Source organism: Mesorhizobium sp. M0833 (assembly GCF_040319905.1).
Lineage (GTDB): Bacteria > Pseudomonadota > Alphaproteobacteria > Rhizobiales > Rhizobiaceae > Mesorhizobium.
In genome coordinates this window covers 41,192-60,122 of the sequence record NZ_JAMYOQ010000002.1, presented here as the reverse complement: position 1 = coordinate 60,122, position 18,931 = coordinate 41,192, and the positions used below count along the sequence as shown (strand labels likewise).

The following is an 18,931-nucleotide window of genomic DNA, read 5'->3' as shown; positions in this document are numbered from 1 at the left end:
TGGCCGGTCGTTTCGCAACCTGTAAACCGTCGAAAGCTCTCTCAGCTTTCCTTCGGCTCCAGAACCTGGCGACCGCGATACATGCCGGTCTTCAGGTCGATGTGGTGCGGACGGCGCATCTCGCCGGAGTTCTTGTCCTCGACATAGGTCGGGGCCTTCAGTGCGTCGGCGGAACGGCGCATGCCGCGCTTCGACGGAGAGGTTTTTCGTTTCGGAACGGCCATGGATATGCTCCACTACATGGTCAAAACGCCCCGGCGGCCCTCGTGAAAGGGCCACATCAGGGGCCGGAATCTGAGAAAGTCGGCTGCCTATACACGCCCGATGGCGTTTTGGCCAGCGTCGCCGTGTTTTTTTTTGACACTATCGCAGGCAACCGACATAGGCGCCGGCGCGGCCCGCGCGCCGCTCGATCAACGCGGCAAGCCGCCTCAGTCCCGGCCCTGGCTTCGCTGGATTGCGCACGATCGGGTTCGGCAAGGTGACGGCAAGCAGCGCTGCCTGCCGGCGCGACAGCTGTTTTGCCGAGACGCCGAAATGATGCTGGGCGGCGGCCTCGATGCCGTAGACGCCCGGTCCCCATTCGGCGATGTTGAGGTAGATCTCCATGATCCGCCGTTTCGACAGCACCGCATCGAAATAGACGGCCAGCGGCAGTTCGACGACCTTACGGACCGAGCCCAACGGCCGCGACCATAGATAAAGGTTCTTTACCGTCTGCATGGTGATGGTCGAGGCGCCACGTGTCATCTCGCCGGCGAGCGCATCGTCGACGACGCCGCGCAACTCGCCCAGATCGACGCCGCGATGGAAACAGAACTGCCCGTCCTCCGACATGATGACCGAATATGCCAGCACCGGCGCGACATCGTCGATGGAAACCCAGCGCCGATCGTAGCCGGAAAACGTCGCCAGGTCCTTCAGCATCAATGTCGACACCGGATGCACGAATGACGGCAGGTACAGGAAGGTCAGCAGCACCGGCACCAGCGCCAGCACGACGGCGACGGCGATGCCGCGCCGGACCCAGCGTTGAAGACCGATGCGGCTGCCGCGTCTCGGTCTCGCCATGTCCAACCCTTCGGTTTCGTGATCGACGATCGGTTCCGCCAAGCCACCCAGTCCGCGCTACTCCCTGCCCCCGGCATAATGGCGCTTGGCTTCTTGCGCAACGTCTGAGTGTCGGCTACCGCTCCCGACCATGACGAAAGACGACCAAATGGCGTTCGAAGCTGCACTTATTGCCCGGGCAGTTCCGCTCGAGGCGCTGCTGAGGCGGTTGCTCGACGGACGCACGCTTTCAGGCGAGGTCGCGCGGCCCGAACGCCTGATGGCGGCAATGCGACATGGCGTGCTGAACGGCGGCAAACGACTGCGTCCCTTCCTGGTTATGGAAAGTGCTGCACTGTTTTCAGCCGACGGCGAGGCGGCGCTGCGCGTGGCGGCGGCGCTCGAATGCGTGCACTGCTATTCGCTCATCCATGACGATCTGCCGGCTATGGACGACGACGATTTGCGCCGCGGCCAGCCGACCGTGCACAGGGCTTTCGATGAGGCGACCGCCATTCTTGCCGGCGACGCCTTGCTGACACTTGCCTTCGACATCCTTGCCGACGAGGCGACAATGCTGCCGGCCGAGCGCAGGGCAGCGCTGGTGCTGGCACTGGCCCGTGCCGCCGGGGCGGGAAGCATGGTCGGCGGCCAGATGCTCGATCTCGAGGCCGAACAAAGCCGGCCGGACGAGGCGGGCATCATCCGGCTTCAGGCGATGAAAACCGGTGCGCTGATCCGCTTTGCCTGCGAAGCGGGAGCCATCCTTGCCGGCGCGCCGTCGGGCGACCGCGAAAGGCTGGCCGAATTTGGTTCGGCGATTGGGCTTGCCTTTCAACTTGCCGACGATCTGCTCGACCTGACCGCCGACGCGCATCAGATGGGCAAGGCCACGGGCAAGGATGCCGCGGCCGGCAAGGCGACGCTGGTCGCGCTGCACGGACCGGGCTGGGCGCGGGACCAGCTCCAGGGCCTCGTCGACCAGGCTCATGCGCTGCTCGAGCCTTTTGGCGCACAAGCCGCGCTTCTGAAACAAGCGGCGCAGTTCGTAGCGGCCCGCAACAATTAAAGCGCCCCCATGGCGCCGTACAGTCACGGAGAATTGCCGACTGTTCGGCCAGATGCCTTGGAGCAGCCGATCGGAAACTCCGGCGATGTCGGACCATATGGCTCGCCACGCCAGTTGCCGGGCCATTCTTCAACCCTCGGCGGCAGGGTTCCGCGGCTAGCGTCGACAGCGGTCAGCCTTCGCCAGTTGCCTTTTCCGCCACGGGCTGCGGAACCGGTTCCAGCTCGGCCGCCGCCTCGACCGCCTGCGCTTCGGCCGGCTTGCGCCGGTTGCGGATGAAGGCGGCGATGCGGTCGCGGATTTCGCCGGCGCTGAGGAACACCGGAACGCGTGCCACCGGCGCGGTCGGCTCGAAGGACAGGCCAAGGCCGGTGATCCTGCCCTTGTCGTCGACGTCGCGCACGATCAGCTCGATCGGACCGAGCAGCACGCGGTCGGCGTATTCGGCGTGGCCGCCGAGCCGCGTAGTGACCAGGTCGCCGATGCTGAGCTTGCGTTCCGCTTCGGTCAGGCCCGGCGCATAGGCGGTCTCCAGTTCCTCGGCGGAGCGTGACGGATCGACAGCGAAGGCGCCGAAGAAATCCGCATCCTCGGGATCGACGACGGCGCGGCTGGCGAACAGCTTGTCGAGCAGGCGCGGATAGCGGTCCGGCACGAAGATGTAGACGTGGTCGCCGGCCGCCAGCCGGCCCATATCCTGGAAGCGCATCGAGCGTCCGTCGCGCAACACAAGCGATGGCCGCGCCCAGCGCGGAATGCGTTCGCCGCGCGCCACCGGGCTGCCGGGTGCCACGCGGTAGGCGAGAAGCTCATGATGGGCGGAGCCCGGCAGTTCCAATTCGACCTTGTCGAGCGGTCCCAGGCGGGCGGGCACGATAAGGCCGAGGCGGCGCGCCAGCGGCCCGACGGTCCATCCCTGGATGATCAGCGAGACCAGCACGATGATGAAGGCGGTGTTGAAGATGAGGCGGCCGTTCTCCAGGCCGCCGAGCAGCGGCGTGATGGCAAGCAGTATCGACACGGCGCCACGCAGGCCAACCCATGAGACAAAGGCGACTTCCGGGCGTGGCAGGCGGAACGGCACCAGGCACAGCCAGACCGCGATTGGCCGTGCCACAAATATCAGGAACAGGCCGAGCAGCACTGCCGGCACCAGGATCGCCGGAAATTGCGAAGGCGTCGCGAACAGGCCGAGGATCAGGAACATGATGATCTGCGCCAGCCACGACATGCCGTCCTGGAAGCGCTTGAGGATGGTGACGGCCCGGATATCGGAATTGCCGGCAATCAGGCCTGCGAGATAGACCGCCAGGAAGCCGGAGCCGCCGACGGCGCCGGCGGCAGCAAACACCATCAGCGACAGCGTCAGTACGAAGATCGGCAACAGGCCGTGATCGAGATTGAGGCGATCGACAAGACGCACAATGGCCATGCCGCCGAGAATGCCGATGACCGCACCGAGGCCCATGTTGACCAGGAAACCGACGGCAAGATCGGTAACCAGCACCTTTGCCTCGGGGTGGGTGTTGGCGGCAATGACCTCGACCAGCGTGATGGTGAGGAAGATGGCGATCGGGTCATTGGTGCCGGACTCCACCTCGAGCGTGGACCGCACGCGCTCGCGCAAATTGATCTCGCCGGCGCGCAGCAGGAAGAACACCGCCGCGGCGTCGGTCGAGGCGACGGCGGCACCGAGCAGGAAGGATTCCAGCCAGGTCAGGTCGAGCAGATAATAGGCGGCGGCGCCGAACAGGCCGGTGGTCAAAAGGACGCCGAATGTCGCCAGCGACAGCGCCGGCCCGGCCGCCTGCCGCAAGGCGTTGAGCGGCGTACCGAAGCCGGAATCGAAAAGGATGACCGCCAGCGCCAACGAGCCGGCAAAATAAGCAACTCGGGCGTTGTCGAAGTGGATGCCGAGACCGTCGGTTCCGGTAGCGAGGCCGATGCAGAGAAACAGCAGCAGGAGAGGGGCGCCGAAACGGAAGGCGATCAAGCTCGAAAACGCGGCGGCAACGACAAGTGCTGCTCCAACAAGCGTCACCAGATAGATACCATGCTCCATTCGTTGGTCGCCCCTAGTCGATATGCTCCGGCATCACGGGAGAGTGGGGCGAAGACATGGCCGCTGCAAGGCAGCAGCGTGGCTTTTTGCCCCACGCTGCCGATCGTCGAAAGTTTTGGCATCCCCGAGCAGCAGAGCGTGCGTTGGCGGTTCGTGCTGCAACGAAAAACGCCCGGACTGAGCCGGGCGTCTTCAAGGTCGAGAAGATGGTTCTGCGATCAGGCGATGGTCTTGCCGAAGGCGACGGCGGTATCGCCCATGCGGTTCGAGAAGCCCCACTCATTGTCGTACCACGACAGCACCGAAACGAAGTTGCCGTCCATGACCTTGGTCTGGTCGAGCGCCACGATCGAAGAATGCGGATCGTGGTTGAAGTCGATCGAAACATTGGGGTGACGGGTAACGGCGAGGATGCCCTTCAGCTTGCCGTTTGAAGCGGCGATCACCGCGTCATTGATCTCCTGGACGGTGGTCGGCCGCTTGGCGATAAACTTGAAATCGACGAGCGAAACGTTCGGCGTGGGCACGCGGATGGAGATGCCGTCGAGCTTGCCCTTGAGCTCGGGCAGTACCAAGCCGATGGCCTTGGCGGCACCGGTCGAGGTCGGAATCTGCGACAGCGCGGCAGCACGGGCGCGGTAGAGGTCCTTGTGCATGGTGTCCAGCGTCGGCTGGTCGCCGGTGTAGGAATGGATCGTCGTCATCATGCCCTTTTCGATGCCGACCGCCTCATTCAGCACGGCCGCCAGTGGCGCCAGGCAGTTGGTGGTGCAGGAGGCGTTCGAGATGACGATGTGGTCCCTGGTCAGCTTGTCGTGGTTGATGCCATAGACGACGGTGAGGTCGGCGCCCTCTGCCGGAGCGGAGACGAGAACGCGCTTGGCGCCGGCGGTCAGATGGGCGACGGCCTTGTCGCGGGCGGTGAAGATGCCGGTGCATTCGAGCGCGATGTCGATGCCGAGCTCCTTCCAGGGCAGTTGCGTCGGATCCTTGATCGCGGTGACCTTGAATTTTTCCTTGCCGACGATGATCTGGTCGCCGTCAACCGTCACCTCATGCGGAAAGCGGCCATGCACGCTGTCGAAGCGCAGCAGATGCGCGTTGGTCTCGACCGGGCCGAGATCGTTGACCGCGACGACATCGATATCCTTGCGGCCGGATTCATGGATGGCGCGCAGGATGTTGCGGCCGATGCGGCCGAATCCGTTGATGGCAACTCTGACGGTCATTGTTCTCTCCCTGGGAGCTGGAGGCCGAAGATCAAGTCCGCAGCTTCATAACGGCGGACGGGCAAAGAATCCAGCCGCCGAGGCTTGGATTTAAATCGATTAATGCTCCACCGCCCGGCAAAACCGCTATGCCAGCCCTTGCCGGGCGGGCTCACCTTCATTTGCCGTGCAGACGGGCTTCCGCCGCCTTCACCGTTGCTTCGGCGGTGATGCCGAAATGAGGGTAGAGCTGTTCGATGGTGCCGGAGGCGCCAAAGCCGGTCATACCGATGAAGATGCCGTCGGTGCCGATGAAGTGATCCCAGCCCTGGCGGATGCCGGCTTCGATGGCAATCTTGAGCGGCGCATTGCCGATCGTCCTGCTGCGATAGTCGGCGCTCTGCTTATCGAACAATTCGAAGCACGGCACCGAGACGACGCGGGTCGCATGGCCGTGCTTTTCCAACGCCTCGCGGGCGGCCAGCGCGATCTCGACCTCGGAGCCCGAAGCGAAGATCGTCACCGCGGCTTCACCGCTCGCGGCGGCAAGTTCATAGGCGCCGCGGCTGCTGAGGTTTTCCGCAACGAAGTCGTTGCGTACCGTCGGCAGGTTCTGCCGGGTCAGCGCCAATGTCGAAGGCGTCTTTTCCGACTCAATGGCCAACTGCCAGCATTCCGCGGTTTCGACCGCGTCGGCCGGACGGAAGACATTGTGGTTCGGGATGGCGCGAAGTGCTGCCAGATGCTCGACCGGCTGATGGGTCGGGCCGTCTTCGCCCAGGCCGATCGAATCATGGGTCATGACGAAGATCGAGCGGATGCCCATCAACGAGGCAAGCCGCATCGCCGGACGGGCATAATCGGAAAAGCACATGAACGTGCCGCCATAGGCGATAATGCCGCCATGCAGCGTCAGCCCGTTGAGCGCGGCCGCCATGCCGTGCTCACGAATGCCGTAGTGGACATAGCGCTGGCCATAATCGTCGGCGGTGATGTTCTTGGTCTGGCTGGTCTTGGTGTTGTTGGAGCCGGTCAAATCGGCCGAGCCGCCGATGGTTTCGGGCACTGCGCCGTTGATGACCTCCAGCGCCATTTCCGATGACTTACGGGTGGCGACCTTCGGCTTGTCGGCGGCGAGCTTCTTTTTGTAGTCGCCAATGACGGCGTCGAAGTTGGCCGGCAGCGTGCCACTGATGCGGCGTTCGAACTCTGCGCGCAATTTGGCGTCGGCCTTGGCAAGCCGGCTTTCCCAGTCGGTGCGCGCCTTGACGCCGGTCCGCCCGGCGGTACGCCATGCGTCGAGAATATCGGCCGGAACCTCGAAGGGCGGATAATCCCAGCCGAAGAATTTTCTGGCGCCAGCGATTTCCTCGGCGCCGAGCGGCGAGCCATGGGCCTTGTTGGTACCGGCCTTGGTCGGTGCGCCGAAGCCGATCGTCGTCTTGCAGGCGATCATCGTCGGCTTGTCGGAGTGGCGGGCCGCTTCGATGGCATAGGCGATCGCTTCCGGGTCCTGGCCGTCGATATGGCTGGCATTCCAGCCGGACGCCTGGAAGCGGGCGACCTGATCGGTGTTATCGGCGAGCGACACCGGGCCATCGATCGAGATGTTGTTGTTGTCCCAGAAGACGATCAGCTTGTTCAGCTTCAGATGCCCGGCAAGCGCGATGGCTTCCTGGGATACGCCTTCCATCAGGCAGCCGTCGCCGGCCAGCACATAGGTGTAGTGGTCGACGAGATCTTTGCCGAAAGCGGCATTCATGATGCGCTCGCCGAGCGCGAAGCCGACCGAATTGGCAAGGCCCTGGCCGAGTGGGCCGGTCGTCGTCTCGATGCCGGCGGCATGGCCGTATTCCGGGTGGCCCGCCGTCCTCGACCCCAATTGGCGGAACTGCTTGATCTGGTCGATGGTGATGTCTTCGTAGCCGGTCAGATAGAGCAGCGAGTAAAGCAGCATAGAGCCGTGGCCGGCCGACAGGATAAAGCGGTCGCGGTCCGGCCAATGCGGGTTTTTCGGATCGTATTTGAGAAAGCGGGTGAACAGCACCGTGGCGATGTCGGCGCAGCCCATGGGCAGCCCGGGGTGGCCGGAATTTGCCTTCTCGACGGCGTCCATGGCGAGAAAACGGATCGCATTGGCCATCCGGTCATGTTGTTCGCGCGAGGTCATGCTTCCTCCAAAATGGGGGTTTGGGCCTTGGGAAAGCCCTTGAAAAGGGTGCGCGACACATAGCAGGCGCGGCCTTTTAGTCAACAAATCGGTGTACTTTTGCCGGTCTTGTGATGGCCATGCGCGACTTACATTAGCGTTAGCAGGGGACAGTCGCGACAGCTTTATTGACGTGCGGTTCACACGACGGGTAATGTTTCAGGGATAACGCGTTCTGAACGTGGATGATTCGGTGATGGGCAGGGCGCAGGACGAAAGCCATGACCGGGGAAACGACCCTCAAGGAAGTCATTGCCAGGCTGGGTAAGGCCATCGAAGGGCTGGAAAACGCCGTCGCGGCCAAGCTCGAGCACGAGCGGGACTATTCGGAAGCCGAGGCCGAAGTGCAGCGGATGAACGCCGACCGCTCGCGGCTGGCGCAGGAGCTCGACAATTCCGAAGCTCGCGCCGAACGGCTGGAAGATGCCAACAAAGAAGTGTCGCGAAGGCTGGTGACAGCCATGGAGACCATCCGCGCGGTACTGGACAGGTAGGCTAATGGCACAAGTCACGGTTTCCATCGACGGCAAGCAATATCGGATGGCCTGCGACGAGGGGCAGGAAGAGCATCTGATCGATCTTGCCGAGCGCTTCGACCGCTATGTCTCGCATCTGAAGGATTCTTTTGGCGAGATCGGCGACCAGCGACTGACCGTGATGGCCGGCATCATGGTCATGGACGAGCTTTCGGAACTGCAAAAGCGGGTCAAGGGCATGGAAAGCGAAGTGCTGACGCTGCGCAAGACGCGCGACGATGCACTGACCAAGGCCGACAAGAACGATTCCGTGCTGACCGGGGCGCTCGGCGCGCTGGCCCAGCGCATGGAAGACCTGGCGACGACGCTGGCAGTGAACAAGGCGTAGCGCGGCGCGTCGCCTCATCGACCCGACGCCACTTAACGGCGGAATGGGCAGCATCTGAGCCGAACAATCGGCGGAAATGCCTGCGCGTTTAACCAACCTCCGGTGCTTTTTCGCCAGCGCGGAAATCACTGCTGTATTTCCCGCCTAAGTGACAAAAATTTTTTTGAGGCCGGCCACTATCCTAGCGTCAACAGCCACTTGAAGGATGACGCCGCAGTGTTAGAAATGCAAGCAACGCCGGTGGGGCGTTCAATGCCAGCGGCAAGCCAAACAGGTAGGGACACGCCATGAGCCTTCGCATCAACGACATCGCACCGGACTTCACCGCTGAGACCACGCAAGGACCGATCAGCTTCCATGAATGGATCGGCGACGGCTGGGCGGTATTGTTCAGTCATCCGAAGAACTTTACGCCGGTTTGCACGACCGAACTCGGCACGATGGCCGGGCTCGAAGGCGAGTTCAGGAAGCGCAACGTCAAGATCATCGGCATCTCGGTCGATCCCGTCGAAAGCCACGAAAAGTGGCAGAACGATATCAAGACCGCGACCGGCCATTCGCTGAACTACCCGCTGATCGGCGACAAGGATCTCAAGGTCGCCAAGCTTTATGAGATGCTGCCGGCGGGTGCCGGCGAGAGCTCGGAAGGCCGCACGCCGGCGGACAATGCCACGGTGCGTTCGGTCTACGTCATCGGGCCCGACAAGAAGATCAAGCTGGTTCTCACCTATCCGATGACGACGGGCCGCAACTTCGACGAAATCCTGCGCGCCATCGATTCCATGCAGCTGACCGCCAAGCACCAGGTGGCGACGCCGGCGAACTGGAAGCAGGGCGAGGACGTCATCATCACCGCTGCCGTCTCGAATGAGGATGCCATCAAGCGCTTCGGTGCCTACGAGACGATCCTGCCATATCTCAGGAAGACCAAGCAGCCTTCCGCCTGAGCAGGCAGGGGCGGCACGGAGAATTTTCGGTTTTCCCGGGCCCTATGAGCATGGGGTGCTTGACGGTGCCTGGTTGACGGACAACCATGCCTTTCATTTGCCGTGGCAGAGAAAATCCTTCCTGCCGTGGTGAGGGGCGAAGGAGGCTGGGATTGGACGCATTATCGGCCAGGTCGCAGGTCACCGGCTTCTATGACGAGCCGAGCGGGTCCGTCCAGTATGTGGTCGCCGACATGGCGACCCGCAAATGCGCCATCATCGATCCGGTGCTCGACTTCGACGAAAGGTCCGGTGCAACGGCAACGAAGAACGCCGACGCCCTGCTCGACTTCGTCAGGGAAAGCGGGCTGGAGGTCGAGTGGATCCTCGACACACATCCGCATGCCGATCATTTCTCTGCCGCCCATTATTTGAGGGGGAGAACCGGAGCGCCGACGGCAATCGGCGAAAAGGTCATCGACGTCCAGAAATTGTGGAAGGTGATCTACAACTGGCCGGAATTCTCCGCCGACGGTTCGCAATGGGATAGGCTATTCGCCGATGGCGCAACTTTTTCGGTCGGCGGCCTTCCGGCGAGAGTGCTGTTCTCGCCGGGCCACACACTGGCCTCGATCACTTACGTCATTGGCGACGCCGCCTTCATCCACGACACGTTGTTCATGCCGGACAGCGGCACCGCCAGGACAGACTTTCCGGGCGGCAGTGCCGAGCGGCTCTGGCGTTCGATCGAGGACATCCTGGCGCTGCCGGACGAGACACGTCTGTTCGTCGGTCACGACTACCAGCCGGGCGGTCGTGAAGCGCGCTGGGAAAGCACGGTCGCGGAGCAGAAAGCCGGCAACATCCATGTTGCCGGCGGCAAGACGGAAGCCGACTTCGTCGCGCTCCGCCAAGCCCGCGACAGGACGTTGCCGATGCCGCGGCTGATCCTGCACGCGCTGCAGGTGAACATGAACGGCGGACGCCTGCCGGAACCGGAATCCAACGGGCGGCGCTATCTGAAGTTTCCGCTCGATTGCCTGTGAGGAGATGGGTCGCTGGCACTACAGTGCCATCCAAACTTGGCGCCGCCCTCATCGTTCTGCGACGGGTCATCCAAGTTATTGATCCTGATTCGATTTTTGCGATGTTTGAATCCGATAGGTCCATACGGGAAGACGGTGGTGGCAGCCGGATGAGGAGCGGCGCAGACGCCAGCTAGGTGTTTACTCAGCGTCAGGGTTTTGTTCGGCGGGCTAAATGTTCATACGTGATTTGCCAAGGGTCGCCCTCGGAAGATCTTTCCTCGCCGATCCAATGGAAGTTGTTGGCAGTGATCTCTGTGAAACGCCAACAAGTTTTCAGGCCGCGCGAGTCATCGCCGAGCTGGACAATGTCCTTACCCTCGGCGCGGCCGATCTGGCGCGAGTGATCCCGGTTGAGCGGGTCGTTCCATATGATGTGCCAGCCATCGATCCCAGGGTCGAAGATACGCAGGGTCGTGCCGTACATCGTGGACGGCGCAGGGCGCTTGGGCCTGATCCAAACGTCCTGAATCGCGCGGCCTTCGAGCACCCAGCCAAAATGGCATTCGCCATCCCATTTCTGGGTTGTGCCGTCGTCGAGATAGTGGACCGAGTCCATTTCCCAGCTTCCAATTAGCCACCCATAGAGGGCCATGTCTTTCGCCCGATCGGCTGGGGGGCCTTCGGATCCAAGAGCGGTCAGAAACGGGGAAATCGTCATCGTCATACTGCCTTTCGTTTCCAACAGACGAGCTCCAACTGCCTGAGGCAGCCCGAGCGGCCCGTTATCAGCGGCCCGTTATCGCGCCACTTGCTGCGGGCGCCGGGTTGTGGAATGCGCCGGTCGGCGCCGGAATATCGACGCCACAGCTTGCAGCGTTACGGTTTTCAGGGCTTGGGGAAAATTGCGGTAATGCCGTTATCAATGCGATCGTCTGCGGACGCCATGGCGAGGCTACGGCAGTTACGGCGGCGGATCGGACATCCGCGAAGGCGCCGCCGGTCGAACGCGACGCGCTTTGGAAAAAACGGCGGCGCCAGTTACCTGACGCCGCCGTTTTTTTGGTTCTCTTGGAGGCCTTATGCCGCCGGCTGCGCCTCAATCGTGCGCAACGCCTGCGTCTGGCGCTTGGCCGCGGCCTTGACCGCGTCCTGCACCTTCTCGAAGGCACGCACCTCGATCTGCCGCACCCGCTCGCGGCTGATATCGAACTCGGCCGACAGCTCTTCCAGCGTCAACGGCTCATCGGCGAGGCGGCGCGCCTCGAAGATGCGACGTTCGCGGTCGTTGAGCACGGCAAGAGCGCCGGACAGCATGCCGCGCCGGTTTTCCAGCTCGTCCTGCTCGATCAGCATCTCTTCCTGGCTTTCGTGGTCGTCGACCAGCCAGTCCTGCCATTCGCCGGACTCGCCTTCACTGGCCCGGATGGGCGCATTGAGCGAGGCGTCGCCCGACAGACGGCGGTTCATCGACACGACTTCCGCTTCCGAGACGTTCAGCCGGGTGGCAATCTCGGTGATCTGGTCGGGCTTCAAATCGCCTTCATCAAGCGCCTGGATCTTGCCCTTCACCTTGCGCAGGTTGAAGAACAGGCGCTTCTGGTTGGCGGTGGTGCCCATCTTGACCAGGCTCCACGAGCGCAGGATGTATTCCTGGATCGAGGCCTTGATCCACCACATCGCATAGGTGGCGAGACGGAAGCCGCGCTCCGGTTCGAATTTCTTGACGGCCTGCATCAGGCCGACATTGCCTTCCGAGATCACCTCGCCGATCGGCAGGCCGTAGCCGCGATAGCCCATGGCGATCTTGGCGACGAGCCGAAGGTGGCTGGTGACGAGCTTGTGCGCAGCCGTGGTGTCCTCATGCTCGGCGTAGCGCTTGGCGAGCATGTACTCTTCCTGCGGCTGAAGCATCGGAAAGCGGCGGATTTCTTCCAGGTAGCGGCTGAGACCGCCTTCGCCGGAAACGATACTGGGTAATGACTGGGCCATGATAGCGCCCCCTCTCTATTGGAGTGATGCCCCCGAAACGCGGCGGGCATGTGGCACGAATGCCAAAGGCACATTCGCGCCAACCGACATATATAGGAACAAAACCAGAAAGACAGGCATTTGTTCAACACGAAACAGTGTGTCACGCTGAAGTGAACAACGCCGGTCAGGTTTTCAGGTGGTTGGTTCAGAGCTTGCGGAAGCCGTCGACGAGTTCCTCCATGTCCCACGGTATCGGTGCTTCGAACCTCATCGTTAGATGGGTATCGGGATGGCGAAATGCAAGGAGGCGGGCGTGCAAAGCTTGTCGCGGAAACGCCTTTACCTTGCTCTTTAGCGGCTCGGGCAACCGATTGGCCTTGGTGCGGAAAGCCTGGCCGTATTCGGGGTCGCCAATCACCGGATGGCCGATATGGGCCATGTGGACGCGTATCTGGTGGGTGCGACCGGTCTCCAGCCGGCATTCGACCAAGCTCGCCGTGGCGAATTCCTGCTGCTGCTCGCCAAAGCGCTCGACGACGGTGAAATGCGTTATGGCATGGCGCGCATCGTCCCGGCCTTGCGGCACCACGGCACGGCGTACCCGGTCGGCGGCGCGGCCGAGCGGCGCGTCGACCGTCCCGGTCGGCCTTGCCGGTATGCCCCAGACCAACGCCAGATAGGCGCGCTCGAGATCGCCGGTCAGGCCGTGGTCGGCAAAGGCCTCCGACAACGCCTTGTGGGCGCGGTCGGTCTTGGCGACGACCATGACGCCGCTGGTCTCCTTGTCGAGGCGGTGGACGATGCCCGGCCGTCTCACGCCGCCGATGCCGGACAGGCTGTCGCCGCAATGATGGATCAGCGCGTTGACCAGCGTACCGGTCCAGTTGCCGGCGCCGGGATGTACGACCAGCCCGGCCGGCTTGTTGATGACGATCAGCGCGTTGTCCTCGTAGAGGACGTCCAGCGCAATATCTTCGCCTTGCGGCGCAGCCGGTTCAGGCTCCGGCATGTCGACCGACACGCTGTCACCTTGTGCCATCTTGCGCTTCGTCTCTTCGACCTGCCTGCCGCCGATCCTGACCGCGCCTTGCTTTATCAGCATCTGCACCCGGCTGCGCGACATGTCGGGGCCGAGCTTGGCCGCCAGCCATTGGTCGAGCCGCTGGCCGGCGGCATCGGCGCCCGCCTCCAGCACGATCGATCCGGCCCCTATTAATTGTCTGACCTCTTCGTTATGAGCGCTCATCGAAAACAGTTCCGGAATCTGCTGCCATGGCCCGGCCGCTTGCCGACGAAGACGAGGAAAAGCCGCTCGACCCCGAGGTCGAAAAGGTGCGGAGGAAGCTCGTCCGCTTCGTCGCCATCAATCTCGGCCTGCTATTCCTCGCCCTTATGGTGGTGATAGCAGCACTTGTCTACAAAGCGCGCAACGCGCCGCCTGCCGCCCCGCCGTTGACCAGTGACATCCAGGTGCCGATCGGCGAACCGGTCAACGGCGACATCGTGCTGCCGGTCGGCGCCAGGGTGGTCAGCCAATCGCTCTCTGGCAATCACCTTTCGATCGACGCCGAGCTGCCCGACGGCAGCCGCGCCATCTTCGTCTATGACATTACCGAGCGCCGCATCGTCGGCCGTTTTTCGATCAGGAACAAATGACCGGTTTTGCCGAACACCGCAGCATTGCCACGGTCGCGCTTGTCGTCGCAAATTATGACGAGGCGATTTCCTGGTATGTCGACCGGCTGGGTTTTGTGCTCACCGAAGATATCGATCTCGGCGGCGGCAAACGCTGGGTCACGATCACGCCGGGCAAAGGGCAGGGGCGCGCGGCTGCTTCTCGCCGAAGCATCCGGCGATGCGCAAAGGCACGCTGTCGGCAACCAGACCGGCGGGCGGGTCTTTTTGTTCCTCGAAACCGACGATTTTGCCCGCGACCATGCGCTGATGCTCGAAAAAGGCGTCGAGTTCCGCGAACCGCCACGCCATGAGGCTTATGGCACGGTCGCGGTCTTCGCCGACCTTTATGGAAATCTCTGGGACCTGATCGAGCCAAAACGATAGGCTTGCAGCGGATATTTCGTCTGTGCGAGCAGTGGCCCTGAGCCTAGTTGCTTTTTCCCAGCCGTCAGCCTATATCGCCGGTTCTTGAACGCGCCCATCGTCTAGCGGTCAGGACACCGCCCTCTCACGGCGGGAACAGGGGTTCGATTCCCCTTGGGCGTACCAGGTCTCTCCAAGCTCTCGGCAAACCATCAATCCGGTCCATCGCCTTAGGTCGCGGCGGGTTTGGCTCATTGCCGCTTCTGGCGCAGCGGAGCCGATTGCATTAGCATTGCATCATGGGTCTTGAGGCACCGCTTAGCGGCGCGCAGAACGTCGCGCTGACCAGGGCAGTCGATGCCACGCGGGGGGACCCAGATACAGAAACTACAATCGCAAGGCGTCCATCACGCTGGTCGGCACCGCCTGGAGCCGACCTGAGCTACAGCTGCCGGCGGCGGATCGTTTTGGCGAGCTCGGCGAAGGCGCCTCTCCCTTGAAGGGTGGATGCCGGGAATACTCGGCCCTTAGCACCGGCCAGCGAAGCTGCGCGCGACGCGCATGGCTGGGCTCTAAACGCGCCATACTCCAGTTGCAGTATCGTAGCTTCTTTGCCGTTCGAATTTCTCTCAGTCATGGCTTCGCACGATACTAAGATATGCTGCGAACGGCACATCCACGGCGCGCTCAACCATTCGATCTATTCCGGCAAGCCGAAAAGCGTTTGCGCGCCTGCTATTCCTCCGAGCGGATGACTGCCCATGGCGATCATCCGCTCGGTAGTTTCTGCCTCGAACACTGTCGACGCGAGCACCGTCCGTCCCAACGGCTTGCACAGCCCTTCGATGCGGCTGACAAGATTTACAGCCTTGCCGATCGCGGTGAAGTCCAACCTGCCGGCAGTGCCGATATTCCCCCAGAGTATCTCGCCGACATGCAGGCCAATGCCATATCCGAGCTCAGGGCCGCCATTGCGGCGCCGAGTTTGGTTGAGATGATCTATCCCAGCGCGCGTAGCCTTCACGGCTCGGACCGCAGCGTCACATGCGGCATTTGCATCGCGCTCGCCAATCGGGAAAATCGCGAGGACGCCATCACCTATAAACTTGAGAACCTCACCACCAAATGCGTGCACCGCGCCGGCGACGCAATCGAACCAGGCATCAAGTACCAATACGATCTCGTCTGCATCATAAACCTCGGATAGATCAGTGAAACCTCGAAGGTCCGCGCACAGAAGCGCAGCCCGGATCGTCTCTCCCTTTACTCGACGAGAATGACCGTTGAGCACATGTGCTGCACTGCGCTTTCCCAAATATGCTTCGAGCAATGCGCGTTTCGCGGACCGTTCTGCGAGCGCGGTCATCGGAGCCGCAGCAAACCGGGAGATTTGCCGCAGCAGCTCTGACTGCGCCTCATCCGGAGTATGGTCGAACGCCCACACCAAAGTCGGTGCGACACCGCCCGCTCGCTCGTCGAACACGATCGCCCGCGTCGTGCCAAGCCACTCCCGCAGTACGAGCCGGGGATCGGCATTCTGGCGGTCGGCGCCTATCCCCAAAGCCTCGACCACTTCACCCCCAGGCGCTCGCCAGAGCCAGATGCGGCGTGAGATAATCGGGTCGGGAGCATCCTGCGCCAGTGCGCCGGCGATGATCGGCAAGCCGTCTTCCATCAAATGCGTTGAGAGCTGCAATAGAAGTCGGCCACCGTCGCCAATATGCGCGGCGTCGTCCAGAAGGAATGAAAGCGAGTTTGCGAGAAGCATCGGTAGAAGATCACTCGGCACCGGCTTATGCTTACGCCTCGAACATCTTCTTGCAACTCCCCATATTCGCTTGCACGGCATTCGATGCGGATGTGACCTGGAGTGAGCGATGGCGGAATCGGTTTACACAGAGATTGAGGTCGCGGCGTCACAAGCGACCGTGTTCGCGCTTTTGACGGATCCGGACCAGATCGTGCGATGGATCGGGACCGAAGCGAATTTGGATGCATCGCCGGGCGGCCTGTTCCTCGTCAATGTCGGTGGTCGCCATATGGCGCGCGGTGAGTTCACCGAGGTGATCCCGGTCCACCGTCTCGCCTACAGTTTTGGCTGGGAAGACAACGAGACCGTGCCGCCCGGCTCCAGCCATGTCGAGATCGACCTGATCGCGAGGGATGCGGGGACACTGATCCGCTTCACGCATAGCGGACTGCCGAACGCAAAGGAGCGTGACAGCCACCGAAAGGGATGGGAGCACTACCTCTCAAGGCTGAAGATCACTGCCGATGGGGGACATGTCGATCCCGATGTGCCGATGAAGAATATGTGATTTTCATCTAAGGGGCCACGGATGCCCGTAATCCGAACCAGGCGCGGCATGCGTCAACGAGGCCCCTTTGACCTGCCGTCGCCAAACCGGCCGCTCGGGAAACCCAGCGACCTGCGGGCTGCCGCACCATTACAGCTGCCGGCGAGGGATCGTTTCGGCGAGCTCGGCGAAGGCGTCCGCGCTCTTGGCGCCTGCGTGGAGTTCTTGAAACTCAGCGCTTCTGGCGCAACGCCTCGGATTGAACTAGCATCCGTTCATCAAAGCTCCGGCCGCACTCCCGCAGGATGCGGAATGCGGAGCGCAGGCGAGCGAGGCCGGGCGCGGTCACATGCCGGGCGCTGATCCAAGCGCGACTGGGCATCCGAACTTCCGTTCGGCGGCAAGACGGCGTGGCCGGGAGGAGTCAGATGCAGAAGCTGCAGTCACAAGGCGTTCATCACATCACGCTGGTCGGCGCCGGGCGTCAGACCTCGATCGATTTCTGGGAGGGCGTACTCGGCATGCCCTTCATCTTCGAGCAGCCCAACCTCGACAAAGCCACCGAAAGCCATCTCTATTTCGATCCGGGCGATGGCCGGCTGATCACCGTCTTCACCGACGAGAGCCGCACGCCGGAGAAACGCCGCACGCCGACCGATACGGGCTGCGTCCATCACATCGCGTTTGCGGTGTCGCGCGTCACCTTCCTGCAGGCGGTCGCCCGGCTCGACGAGCGCGGCATCAAACACAGCGGCGTCAAGGATCGCGGCTTCATGGACTCGATCTATTTCGAGGATCCGCTCGGCCTGCTGATCGAACTCGCCTCCTACCGCTTCGAGCCGCCGGCCGGCTTCAGCCATGCCGACGTGCTGATGCAGGCGCACAAGCTGCGTGTCGCGCGTGGCGACTACAACATCGCCGAGGTGCACCTTGCCGATGCGATCCAGGCGCTTGTCGAGCGCTCACGCGCGACCTTGTCGGAGGATCGCGCACCGAAAAATCCGTACTGACGGCACGCCGAACAAAGGGAGGATATAATGGCAAAGACAGCAACCATGAGTGCAAAGAAGCCCGCGGCCAAGGCAGCCAGGCCAGGAGCGAAGCCGGCGGCCAAAGCCGCCGCCAAGTCAGCGGCGAAAGTGGCAAAGCCGGCGACGAAGGTCTCCGCCAAAAAGGCCGCGAAGACCAAAGCGAAACCGGCGAAAAAGCCGGCGCTCACGCTCAGCATGCTGAAGCCCAGCGTCAACAATATGAGCGTTCGGGTGTTTGCACGCGCCGCCGGGCTCGACCATTCCGAAACCGACGTCTGGGGCCTCACGCGCTCGCCCGAATACATGGCGCGAAACCCGGCCCATCTTACGCCGATGATCGAGGACAAGGGCCTGCCGAGAGGTGTCTTGTGGGAAAGCTGCGCCATTATGCAGTACCTCGCCAACAAGCACGGCCTGGAGAAACTATATCCCAAGGCGCCGGCCAAGCGGGCAATGATCGACAGTGCCATGTTCTACCTGATCGGGACGCTCTACCCCTATGTGGCGCGCGCCACCTATCCTGCACTGAATTTCCCGCAATATGCCGGCGAGGTCGGCCACAGCGACGCTCATCCCGACAAGAAGTCGGAAGCCCAGAAGGCCGCTATAGAAGCGATAGCCGAGCCGCTGGAGGTGTTTCACTCCTTCTTCAGGAACGGCAAGCCGTTCATCGGCGGCAAGGACCCGTCGATCGCCGACATCCGTCTGGCGGCGACGCTCGAGTTCCTCGCCGTCATCGACTACGCGTTGCCCCAATGGGCAAAAGACTACATGGCGGCGATCGAGAAGAAGCTCGGCAAGGCCTATGCCGAGCCGGCCGGCGACGTGCGCGGCTATATCGCCTATGTGAGGTCGCAGGCCAACGCCTGAGGCACATGTCAATAGCGGTCGTCCGCACGTCTGCAGGAGCCGGTAATGAACTGGGGATTTTTTGATCTCCCCTGTTTGCACGATGTGGGGAGCTTAAGGTTTCGTTAACCTAAACCCTTTCTACTGGATCCACCTCCAGCCCGCGACCACGGATGTACTGGCGCGGAAGGGAAGCAAAGGTCGGCTGCGCGCCGGCCTTTTGCTTATTTCAGCCCCTGCCGAAGTTGCGCCAGACGGCGTTTCACGACGCCTGCATGGCTGATGAAACGCGTCGCCGCCACCTTGTCATCGCCGCTGTCGGCCCTA

At 62.4% G+C, this 18,931-nt stretch carries 18 protein-coding genes, 1 tRNA gene and 1 pseudogene; 11 read left to right on the top strand and 9 right to left on the bottom strand.

Annotation, left to right across the window (positions count from 1 at the left end; translation table 11 throughout):
• Positions 1-41 precede the first annotated feature (41 nt).
• Together rpmF and NKH98_RS02380 are read right to left on the bottom strand one after the other, a co-directional pair.
• Entirely contained in the window at positions 42-224 is a 183-nt protein-coding gene (gene rpmF / locus NKH98_RS02385) for a 50S ribosomal protein L32 (protein WP_006203806.1), read from the bottom strand.
• Between the two features lie 139 nt (positions 225-363).
• A complete protein-coding gene (locus tag NKH98_RS02380; protein WP_352896783.1) occupies positions 364-1,122 on the bottom strand; it encodes a biosynthetic peptidoglycan transglycosylase in 759 nt (252 codons plus the stop codon).
• A gap of 79 nt (positions 1,123-1,201) precedes the next feature.
• On the opposite strand from NKH98_RS02380, the gene NKH98_RS02375 reads away from it, so the two are divergent.
• Positions 1,202-2,119: a polyprenyl synthetase family protein gene (locus NKH98_RS02375; RefSeq protein ID WP_352476173.1), complete on the top strand. Its 918-nt coding sequence runs from the start codon at positions 1,202-1,204 to the stop codon at positions 2,117-2,119.
• A gap of 172 nt (positions 2,120-2,291) precedes the next feature.
• Here the strand turns inward: NKH98_RS02375 and NKH98_RS02370 are convergent, their stop codons facing one another.
• The 3 genes from NKH98_RS02370 to tkt form a co-directional block, all read right to left on the bottom strand.
• Positions 2,292-4,181, bottom strand: coding sequence for a potassium/proton antiporter (locus tag NKH98_RS02370; RefSeq protein ID WP_352896436.1), 1,890 nt, complete (start codon positions 4,179-4,181; stop codon positions 2,292-2,294).
• A gap of 218 nt (positions 4,182-4,399) precedes the next feature.
• Positions 4,400-5,410: a type I glyceraldehyde-3-phosphate dehydrogenase gene (gene gap / locus NKH98_RS02365; protein WP_352896433.1), complete on the bottom strand. Its 1,011-nt coding sequence runs from the start codon at positions 5,408-5,410 to the stop codon at positions 4,400-4,402.
• Between the two features lie 157 nt (positions 5,411-5,567).
• Positions 5,568-7,559, bottom strand: coding sequence for a transketolase (tkt, locus tag NKH98_RS02360; protein WP_352896429.1), 1,992 nt, complete (start codon positions 7,557-7,559; stop codon positions 5,568-5,570).
• Positions 7,560-7,819: 260 nt separating this feature from the next.
• Here tkt and NKH98_RS02355 point away from each other — a divergent pair, with 260 nt between their 5' ends.
• The 4 genes from NKH98_RS02355 (at position 7,820) to NKH98_RS02340 (ending at position 10,434) form a co-directional block, all read left to right on the top strand.
• Complete coding sequence (locus tag NKH98_RS02355; RefSeq protein WP_006200774.1) at positions 7,820-8,092, top strand: DUF4164 domain-containing protein; 273 nt, start codon at positions 7,820-7,822, stop codon at positions 8,090-8,092.
• A 4-nt stretch (positions 8,093-8,096) separates the two neighbouring features.
• Complete coding sequence (locus NKH98_RS02350; protein ID WP_254816554.1) at positions 8,097-8,462, top strand: cell division protein ZapA; 366 nt, start codon at positions 8,097-8,099, stop codon at positions 8,460-8,462.
• 287 nt (positions 8,463-8,749) lie between these two features.
• Positions 8,750-9,409: a peroxiredoxin gene (locus NKH98_RS02345; RefSeq protein WP_352476179.1), complete on the top strand. Its 660-nt coding sequence runs from the start codon at positions 8,750-8,752 to the stop codon at positions 9,407-9,409.
• 152 nt (positions 9,410-9,561) lie between these two features.
• Positions 9,562-10,434, top strand: coding sequence for an MBL fold metallo-hydrolase (locus NKH98_RS02340; RefSeq protein ID WP_352801771.1), 873 nt, complete (start codon positions 9,562-9,564; stop codon positions 10,432-10,434).
• A gap of 190 nt (positions 10,435-10,624) precedes the next feature.
• Here the strand turns inward: NKH98_RS02340 and NKH98_RS02335 are convergent, their stop codons facing one another.
• The 3 genes from NKH98_RS02335 to NKH98_RS02325 form a co-directional block, all read right to left on the bottom strand.
• A complete protein-coding gene (locus NKH98_RS02335) occupies positions 10,625-11,140 on the bottom strand; it encodes a hypothetical protein (protein ID WP_352896426.1) in 516 nt (171 codons plus the stop codon).
• Positions 11,141-11,493: 353 nt separating this feature from the next.
• On the bottom strand, positions 11,494-12,405 hold the full coding sequence (rpoH, locus tag NKH98_RS02330; RefSeq protein ID WP_023678514.1) for an RNA polymerase sigma factor RpoH: 912 nt from the start codon (positions 12,403-12,405) through the stop codon (positions 11,494-11,496).
• Positions 12,406-12,592: 187 nt separating this feature from the next.
• Complete coding sequence (locus NKH98_RS02325) at positions 12,593-13,633, bottom strand: RluA family pseudouridine synthase (RefSeq protein ID WP_352896423.1); 1,041 nt, start codon at positions 13,631-13,633, stop codon at positions 12,593-12,595.
• Between the two features lie 26 nt (positions 13,634-13,659).
• On the opposite strand from NKH98_RS02325, the gene NKH98_RS02320 reads away from it, so the two are divergent.
• The 3 genes and pseudogenes from NKH98_RS02320 (at position 13,660) to NKH98_RS02310 (ending at position 14,613) form a co-directional block, all read left to right on the top strand.
• Positions 13,660-14,043, top strand: coding sequence for a fimbrial protein (locus NKH98_RS02320; RefSeq protein ID WP_352896420.1), 384 nt, complete (start codon positions 13,660-13,662; stop codon positions 14,041-14,043).
• A pseudogene (locus NKH98_RS02315) lies at positions 14,040-14,448 on the top strand (VOC family protein). The gene NKH98_RS02320 and the pseudogene NKH98_RS02315 overlap by 4 nt, the downstream one beginning before the upstream one ends.
• 90 nt (positions 14,449-14,538) lie before the next feature.
• Positions 14,539-14,613, top strand: a tRNA-Glu gene (locus tag NKH98_RS02310).
• 514 nt (positions 14,614-15,127) lie between these two features.
• Here the strand turns inward: NKH98_RS02310 and NKH98_RS02305 are convergent.
• A complete protein-coding gene (locus NKH98_RS02305) occupies positions 15,128-16,195 on the bottom strand; it encodes an adenylate/guanylate cyclase domain-containing protein (protein ID WP_352896417.1) in 1,068 nt (355 codons plus the stop codon).
• A gap of 109 nt (positions 16,196-16,304) precedes the next feature.
• Between NKH98_RS02305 and NKH98_RS02300 the strand changes: the two genes are divergently transcribed.
• From NKH98_RS02300 to NKH98_RS02290, 3 genes are all read left to right on the top strand, one after another.
• Positions 16,305-16,745: an SRPBCC family protein gene (locus NKH98_RS02300; RefSeq protein ID WP_352896414.1), complete on the top strand. Its 441-nt coding sequence runs from the start codon at positions 16,305-16,307 to the stop codon at positions 16,743-16,745.
• Between the two features lie 407 nt (positions 16,746-17,152).
• The gene (locus tag NKH98_RS02295; RefSeq protein WP_352896411.1) at positions 17,153-17,734 is read left to right on the top strand and encodes a VOC family protein; all 582 of its coding nucleotides are present in this window, start codon (positions 17,153-17,155) and stop codon (positions 17,732-17,734) included.
• Positions 17,735-17,761: 27 nt separating this feature from the next.
• A complete protein-coding gene (locus NKH98_RS02290; protein ID WP_352896408.1) occupies positions 17,762-18,625 on the top strand; it encodes a glutathione S-transferase family protein in 864 nt (287 codons plus the stop codon).
• The last annotated feature ends 306 nt before the right edge of the window (positions 18,626-18,931 follow it).

Coding starts and splice junctions, on each gene's coding strand:
- NKH98_RS02325 (WP_352896423.1), bottom strand. CDS start 13,633: ATGAGCGCTCATAACGAAGAGGTCAGACAATTAATAGGGGCCGGATCG.
- NKH98_RS02345 (WP_352476179.1), top strand. CDS start 8,750: ATGAGCCTTCGCATCAACGACATCGCACCGGACTTCACCGCTGAGACC.
- NKH98_RS02320 (WP_352896420.1), top strand. CDS start 13,660: ATGGCCCGGCCGCTTGCCGACGAAGACGAGGAAAAGCCGCTCGACCCC.
- NKH98_RS02290 (WP_352896408.1), top strand. CDS start 17,762: ATGGCAAAGACAGCAACCATGAGTGCAAAGAAGCCCGCGGCCAAGGCA.
- NKH98_RS02335 (WP_352896426.1), bottom strand. CDS start 11,140: ATGACGATGACGATTTCCCCGTTTCTGACCGCTCTTGGATCCGAAGGC.
- NKH98_RS02355 (WP_006200774.1), top strand. CDS start 7,820: ATGACCGGGGAAACGACCCTCAAGGAAGTCATTGCCAGGCTGGGTAAG.
- NKH98_RS02300 (WP_352896414.1), top strand. CDS start 16,305: ATGGCGGAATCGGTTTACACAGAGATTGAGGTCGCGGCGTCACAAGCG.
- NKH98_RS02295 (WP_352896411.1), top strand. CDS start 17,153: ATGCAGAAGCTGCAGTCACAAGGCGTTCATCACATCACGCTGGTCGGC.
- rpmF (WP_006203806.1), bottom strand. CDS start 224: ATGGCCGTTCCGAAACGAAAAACCTCTCCGTCGAAGCGCGGCATGCGC.
- NKH98_RS02350 (WP_254816554.1), top strand. CDS start 8,097: ATGGCACAAGTCACGGTTTCCATCGACGGCAAGCAATATCGGATGGCC.
- NKH98_RS02375 (WP_352476173.1), top strand. CDS start 1,202: ATGACGAAAGACGACCAAATGGCGTTCGAAGCTGCACTTATTGCCCGG.
- gap (WP_352896433.1), bottom strand. CDS start 5,410: ATGACCGTCAGAGTTGCCATCAACGGATTCGGCCGCATCGGCCGCAAC.
- rpoH (WP_023678514.1), bottom strand. CDS start 12,405: ATGGCCCAGTCATTACCCAGTATCGTTTCCGGCGAAGGCGGTCTCAGC.
- NKH98_RS02370 (WP_352896436.1), bottom strand. CDS start 4,181: ATGGAGCATGGTATCTATCTGGTGACGCTTGTTGGAGCAGCACTTGTC.
- tkt (WP_352896429.1), bottom strand. CDS start 7,559: ATGACCTCGCGCGAACAACATGACCGGATGGCCAATGCGATCCGTTTT.
- NKH98_RS02305 (WP_352896417.1), bottom strand. CDS start 16,195: ATGCTTCTCGCAAACTCGCTTTCATTCCTTCTGGACGACGCCGCGCAT.